Below are 6,492 nucleotides of genomic sequence, written 5' to 3'. Positions count from 1 at the left end.
CAATTTCTCACCGGAAAACGTATCCAGGTAATTCTTATAAATGCGCGAGTTCCTGTCGCCCTTTTCCAGGTCCTCCAGGAACGTGGCGAAGAGCATGGAGAACATGCGCTCGACCTTCCCGGCCTCGGACTTGATCTTCGGGTTGTTGTAGATGCTCGTGTTATTGAACTCTCTTAACTTTTTTAGGGCGGCCGCCGTGTCGCCGCTCAGGGCAATATGGTCCCTGCCGTAGCTGTTCTCGATGGCGTCGATGACCAGGCTGTTCACGATATCCCGGTTGTTGTCGCCCAGCATCCCGGCGCACTCTTTGGGTATTTCATCCCTTTTGATGAGGCCGATGGTGATGGCGTCCTCGATGTCCCGGCCGATGAAGCTGATCGTATCGGATACGCGGACGACGCACGCCTCGAGCGTCATGGGCAGGATGCCCGAGTGCTCTTCGGCCGTACTTTCGCAAAATTTTACCTCGACATCAAAGGATTCCCAGGTCTTGCCGAACGCGGGCTTAATTACGAGGTCGTGCGCTTCGCCATTGTGGGCCAGGATGCCGTCCAGCACCTGAAGCGTTAGGTTTAAATCCTCGATCTTATCCAGCGCCCGGACGCTCTGCACGTTGTGCCGGAAGCTGCCGATGCCGTGCCTCCGGCACTCCGCTGAAAGGTACTTCTCGCCGTCGTGCCCGTAGGGCACGTGGCCGATGTCGTGGCCCAGGGCGATGGCCTCGATGAGGTCCTCATTCAAAAGCAGGCCCCGGCCGATCATGCGGGCGATCTTGGACACGAGCTGGACGTGGAGGACCCGGTGGGTGATGTGGTCGTTCTTGATGAGGTAGAACACCTGGGTCTTATCGATATACCGGGCGTAGGCCCGGGAATGCATGATGCGGTCGCCGTCGTGGAAGAACGGCCGCCGGATGTCCTCGTGGTCGGGCCTGCGGCGGTCGGCGGACGAGTTTTTCGTCGCGTACCGGGACAGCGAGCTGTCGAAGGCCCGGTTATCCATTTCGATGGCGGCCTCGATGTCCGCCGATAGCTTCCTGCGCATGCCAGAACGCGTATGCAGCGTGAAAATATTAAGCTATGGGTGGAGGGCTTAAGCCCTCGAAGAGCATCAAAGTCCGCGAAGACTTGTATGCTCTTAGCGGGCTTATACAACAAAAATAAGAAGGCAGCATAATCATTTAAAAGTCTTCGAGCCACTTCAGGCCAGCTTAGAGTAGCTTCGTGGCTGAAAAAGTCTTAGGGCGCTCTTATTAATTTTTTAATGTCTTAGCAGGAATTACTTTTGCCACGCTAACGCAATCATTATTCATTCGCAGGGCTTACAGGAGGACGTGGATAGGCAGGTCACCTTCGGCTACGGCGAAACGAAGAAGGAATCGCTCTGCGTGCGCTGCCGGGGCTTCATGGCCCTCTGCGGCAGGCGCGTATGCCCGATATTAGTAAAGGCGAAGACGTATGTGGACCTGAAAGGCCTGAAGGAGGAGATCGCCGGCTCGGCGCCCCCGGCCGTCTTCGTGGGCAGCTATGGCTACCCGAAGGTCATCGCCGGCCCCCTGATACCGCCGCTCTCGGGCAATACCATGGACATGGACTCGGAAAAGTGGCTGGGCCTGGGTTTCGACGACATCCTCAGATACCGGTTTCAGCTCGTCCGCAGCAAGTCCGTAGTGGACATAGGCAGCGCCTCAGAGCCTACCGGCGTTCTGGAGAAGGTCCAGGAGATGGTGCTGTCCGATAAGCCCGTGGACACCGAGGCCGCATTCCAGAAAAAGCCCGACTCCCGGGTGGCGTTCTCCATGCGCGAGGCCCCGGCGGGGCCGTCCGCCGACTTAAAGAGCTTTTCGATCATCGATAATCCCTCCGTGCCCCGGGCCGTGGACCGCGTGACGTCGGACACGGACTACAAGGCGGCTCCGGGCGTTCTGGACCTGTTACAGAGTAACATCGGCCAGCGGCAAATTACGAGGCTTTTCTCCGTCGGGCTGCTGGGCGAGAAGGCGAGCCGGCGGCTCGTGCCCACGGGGTGGAGCATCACGGCGGTAGACGACATCGCAGGTACAGGCCTGCTCGATAAGGTAAAATACTACCCGACCATCGACAAGTACACCGTCTTCAGCGCTGAAGCGCTAGCCAATAACGTCGTGATACTTCTAACCCCCACGCCCTGGATGTTCGAGGGCCTCGAGCTCTGGCACATGAGCGCCCCGAACTGGCACTGCGACTCGGACTTCGAGTTCTACGAGGGCCGCAAGGGCTATGCGTCGGCGCTGGCCGGCGCCTACTATGCCGCCCGGCTGCCCGTGGCCGAATACCTGGACGCCGCAGGCCGGCAGGCCGGGGCCATCGCCTTCCTGGAGGTCCTGAACGACTGGATACCGCTGGGCGTCTGGCGCTTTCGGGAGCTGGCAAAGCAGGCGCTGGCCAATCCGCCCATGGCCTTCGATACGCTCGACCTTGCGCTGGCGGAGGCCGGAAAGCGCCTCAAGTCCCCCCTCCAGCCGTGGCTGAGCTCAAGCCGCCTCTATAAGTATATGAAGGAACAAAAGCGGCTGTTCGACTTCTTTTAACGCCGGTAAATTATATTAATAGTATGGCATAAAAAAGTGAATAATCTTGTCTCATTACAAAAATATTTATATGTAATAAGCGTAAGGTAACTTTCATGAGTAAGAAGTCCTCGGGCGACTCCCTCACGAGCAAGATGGAGCTGATCAATAAAAAGATAAGGGAGATTAACGACCGCCGGAAAGGCCAGCGGGTCACGCACATAGAGGATGAGCTCGACCGCCAGGAGCTGAACAGCTACATGCGGCTCATGGGCGTCGAGCAGGGCAGCATCAGCCTGGAGTCGGCCGAGGAAGATGCCCACGCCCTCCCGAGGGATAATATTTTCTACGCGACCGTCACCGTCGAGGCTCTCATCGAGCTGGCGCTTCTCATAATCGCGGCCTCATACCTGGCGACGCCGTCCGCCACGACCGTCGACTATATCATGGCCGCGGTCCTGCTGGGCATGTTCGGCTACATTGCCTATGTCATGTACCGATACGTAAAGAGCAGGTAACCCTTATTAATTACTACGGCCGCGAAGCATGCCAAGTCCGCAAAGACTTTCTTAAATAATTTCTATGAATTATCGTTCTTTAGTGTTATCGAGCCTGTTCTCATCTTCAGGGGCTTATGTCTATATTCGCGGTCTTCGCGCTCGAACAGTCTTCGCGGACTTAACCAGTTTATCGGGCATAAAACTGGTCATCCGGACAGACAACAACTATTATTCAACACAGCATATAATTTTAAGAATCTTAGAGTCACTTCAGGCCCGCTTCGAGTAGCTTCGTGGCTGAACAGTCTTCGAGCGTTCTTATCAATTTTTAAGGGCCTTGGCAGGGATTAAAAAGAGAAAAGTGAGCGGTGCCTGCGCTCACTTAGTGTAGTACGTCAGGTTGATGCTCCTATAGAGCTGGTCCTGGCTGATCAGGCCCTGGTCGTAGTCCAGCGCCGCCGTGGAGCCCGCGTCGACGACGTAGTACTCGTTGCCCTGCTCCGAGATCAGGCTGATATAGTACCGGTCGTAGTCGCCGAAGGCGGCCGCGCAGAGCTTCAGGCCGGTCTCGATTGCATCGTACCTCTGGGCGTCCGTCAGGCTGGCCGGTATCGAGTAGGCCAGGCTAACTGCCTTGCCCCCGTCCTGCATAGCGCCCGTCTGCAGGCTGATCGGCTTATAGCTGGTCCGGTTCAGGGACTCGACGACGTACGCCTGCCGGTCGGCGGGGGGCGTGAAGTTTTTCGCGGGTGTCGGCAGCACCGTCGCCTTACCTGAGGGCGTGGTGTTGTTGCCGCGGACGCTCTGTGACTGTGGCGTGATTATGATCGCCTTCTTCACGAGCTCCGACGGGGCGATGTTGCCTTCCATATACATCTCGACCATGGGCCGGCCCATGGAGTATACGTCGACCTTATATTGCGACGCACTGACCTTCTGGGTCGTGTCGATCAGCCCGACCAGCAGCGGGTCCTCCGTCTGGAACACCGTATACAGTGCCGAGAAACCTCCTGATATCAGGCCGGATATGTCGGAGGAGCCGGTCGGCCTGTAAATGTAGACCATGGCGGACTCGTCGCCCATGGCGTTCTGGATCGCCGCCCCGCCGAACCACATGCCGGAGGCGTTGACCTTTGCCTTGAGGGCGTCGAACTTTTCGAGAACGTCCGAGGCCGTTTTCGCCGTCGTCGGAACGGCCGTGGCAGTGTTTTTACCTGACGGCGTCAGCGAGTTGAAGTTCAGCGCCACCAGCGCCACCGCGCACACGATGACGACTCCCAATACTATTGCGATAAGTGTACTCTGTTTCATCGTTACCCCTCGATAGGTTATAGCTCGATAAAATAATAATAAAATCATTAATATATAAGTATTTGAATCTTTAATATCCGCTTCCTCAAAGGTTGTCCCATAAAAACACGGAAAACGTGCCTTTGAATCGTCCGCCGGCTAAAGTTTCACGCGGATGGAAATGTATTTGAACGTCGAGATGAATATCAAGGAAGAACACCTGACCGGAGGATATACCGGTTTTTTAGGAGTAATACTGATCATGTGTCTTGCAGTTCTGGCTCAGCTAAAAGAGTTCAAGGAAGGCAACATAGCAGTGGCCGACTTCGGGGGCCTGACCCAGGAGATACGGCTGGACCTGCTCGAGGAGCCCAAGATAAACGACTGGGTCCTCGTGCACACCGGCTTTGCCATCCAGGTGGTCGACGAGAAGGAAGCCCTGGAAATGAAGAAGGTCCTCGACGAAGTGGCGGCCATCAACGAGGAAATGGATAATGCACGAACTTAGCATCGCCACCGACCTGGTCAACACGGCCCTGAAGACCGCCATGGATAATCACGCCAGGAAGGTCATCAGCGTGTCCGTCGAGGCCGGCGAGCTGGCGATGGTGAACCCCGAGCAGCTGGAGTTCATGTTCGACATTCTCATCGAGGATAATATGATGAAGGGCGCGAAGCTCAGGATAGAGACCGTGCCCGCGGTGGGCGAGTGCCCGAACTGCGGCTACGAGGGCCCCATCGAGGACCGTTTCGCGTGCTCCTGCCCGAAGTGCGGCATGACGCTGAAAATTAAGGCGGGCAGGGATATCTGCTTAAAAAATATGGAGCTTGAGATCTAATGGAAAAGGTGGCAATCGTTCAAAAGATGCCGGATAAGGTGAGCCTCATCCACGGCGCGGGCGGCGAGATGATGCAGTCGCTCATCGGCGGCGTGTTCGCCACCATCAAGAACAACAACGCCGGGGGCATCGGCCTGGAGGCGCTGGACGACGGCGCGGCCATACCGTTCGGCGACAAATACATCGTTCTCACGACGGATAATCACGTCATCAAGCCCATCTTCTTTCCGGGCGGCGACATCGGGCGCCTGTCCATTTCGGGCACGGTCAACGACCTGGCCATGATGGGCGCAAAGCCGATAGCCCTCACGAACGGCGTGGTGCTGCCCGAAGGCTTCCCCATCGCGGACCTGCAGAAGATCGTCAGGTCCGTGGACGAGGCCCTGGAAGAGGCGGGCTGCGCCCTGGTCACGGGCGACACGAAAGTGTTGCCTCGGGAGGCGCTCGACAGCATCATCATCAACACGTCGGGCATCGGCATCACCGATAACCCGATACGGGACTGCGGCCTGAAGCCCGGCAACAAGATCATCGTCACCGGGACCATCGGCGACCACGGCATCGCGATAATAGCCTATCGGGAGGGCTTCAAGTTCGGCTCCGAGCTGAAGTCCGACGTGGCGCCCATCTGGCACACGGTCGAGGCGGCGCTCGCCGTAGGCGGCGTCACTGCAATGAAGGACCCCACCCGGGGCGGCGTGGCCAACGTGCTGAACGAGATGGCCAAAAAGAGCGGCGTAAAGGTCGTCATCCATGAGGAGACGCTTCCCTTCCGCCAGGACGTCCGTGCGGCGGCCGACATGCTGGGCCTGGACCCCATGGAAGTGGCCAACGAGGGCAAAGCGGTCATGGGCGTAGAGGCGGACAAGGCCGAGGCAGTCCTCGAGGCTATTCGCAAGACGAAGTACGGCAAGAACGCCGTCATCATCGGCGACGTTGAAGAGGGCAGTGGCGTCATCATGCGCACCAAAATAGGCGGCCAGCGGTTCATCGAGCCGCCCCTCGGCGACCCCGTACCACGTGTCTGCTAAAAACCACGGCGGCACGGAGGCACCACGGAGGGCACGGCACTCTTTTATTCACCACGGCGACACGGCGAACACGGCGCCTTTTATTTCCTAAAGGGGGCTGATGCCCCCTCAGAGACCCCCTGCTTACTTTTATATCCTGAAGAGGGCTGACGCCGCGCGGAGCGCTCTTGCTTACCCCTCGGAGACCCCCTGCTTAATAATATTATCAGGAAACCGTGTCGCCGTGGTGTCGCCGTGCCGATCATAAAAAAGCGCCGTGTTCGCCGTGTCGCCGTGGTGAATAA

General features: G+C 57.6%; 7 protein-coding genes. 5 read left to right on the top strand and 2 right to left on the bottom strand.

The window, feature by feature from the left end; genetic code table 11:
- A partial coding sequence (locus tag VMC84_RS10815; protein ID WP_325380506.1) for a deoxyguanosinetriphosphate triphosphohydrolase family protein occupies positions 1-1,044 on the bottom strand: 1,044 nt, incomplete at its 3' end.
- 289 nt (positions 1,045-1,333) lie between these two features.
- On the opposite strand from VMC84_RS10815, the gene VMC84_RS10810 reads away from it, so the two are divergent.
- A complete protein-coding gene (locus VMC84_RS10810) occupies positions 1,334-2,569 on the top strand; it encodes an Nre family DNA repair protein (RefSeq protein ID WP_325380504.1) in 1,236 nt (411 codons plus the stop codon).
- A gap of 95 nt (positions 2,570-2,664) precedes the next feature.
- Positions 2,665-3,066, top strand: a complete 402-nt coding sequence (locus tag VMC84_RS10805) for a hypothetical protein (protein WP_325380502.1) — start codon at positions 2,665-2,667, stop codon at positions 3,064-3,066.
- A 360-nt stretch (positions 3,067-3,426) separates the two neighbouring features.
- Here VMC84_RS10805 and VMC84_RS10800 read toward each other — a convergent pair whose 3' ends face one another.
- Positions 3,427-4,359: a hypothetical protein gene (locus VMC84_RS10800; RefSeq protein WP_325380500.1), complete on the bottom strand. Its 933-nt coding sequence runs from the start codon at positions 4,357-4,359 to the stop codon at positions 3,427-3,429.
- Between the two features lie 166 nt (positions 4,360-4,525).
- Between VMC84_RS10800 and VMC84_RS10795 the strand changes: the two genes are divergently transcribed.
- From VMC84_RS10795 to hypE, 3 genes are read left to right on the top strand one after another with little or no spacing between them, the layout of a single operon-like run.
- The gene (locus tag VMC84_RS10795) at positions 4,526-4,846 is read left to right on the top strand and encodes a HypC/HybG/HupF family hydrogenase formation chaperone (protein ID WP_325380498.1); all 321 of its coding nucleotides are present in this window, start codon (positions 4,526-4,528) and stop codon (positions 4,844-4,846) included.
- Positions 4,833-5,177: a hydrogenase maturation nickel metallochaperone HypA gene (gene hypA / locus VMC84_RS10790; RefSeq protein WP_325380496.1), complete on the top strand. Its 345-nt coding sequence runs from the start codon at positions 4,833-4,835 to the stop codon at positions 5,175-5,177. Before VMC84_RS10795 ends, hypA begins: the two co-directional genes overlap by 14 nt.
- Complete coding sequence (hypE, locus tag VMC84_RS10785) at positions 5,177-6,208, top strand: hydrogenase expression/formation protein HypE (RefSeq protein WP_325380494.1); 1,032 nt, start codon at positions 5,177-5,179, stop codon at positions 6,206-6,208. The genes hypA and hypE overlap by 1 nt, the downstream gene beginning before the upstream one ends.
- Positions 6,209-6,492 lie beyond the last annotated feature (284 nt).

Source organism: Methanocella sp. (assembly GCF_035506375.1).
GTDB lineage: Archaea > Halobacteriota > Methanocellia > Methanocellales > Methanocellaceae > Methanocella.
The sequence above is the reverse complement of the archived record's forward strand: the minus strand, read 5'-3'. Positions and strand labels throughout refer to the sequence as shown.

Bases quoted from the DNA above. Each gene is read 5' to 3' on its own strand.
- hypE (WP_325380494.1), top strand. From the start codon at position 5,177: ATGGAAAAGGTGGCAATCGTTCAAAAGATGCCGGATAAGGTGAGCCTC.
- hypA (WP_325380496.1), top strand. From the start codon at position 4,833: ATGCACGAACTTAGCATCGCCACCGACCTGGTCAACACGGCCCTGAAG.
- VMC84_RS10805 (WP_325380502.1), top strand. From the start codon at position 2,665: ATGAGTAAGAAGTCCTCGGGCGACTCCCTCACGAGCAAGATGGAGCTG.
- VMC84_RS10800 (WP_325380500.1), bottom strand. From the start codon at position 4,359: ATGAAACAGAGTACACTTATCGCAATAGTATTGGGAGTCGTCATCGTG.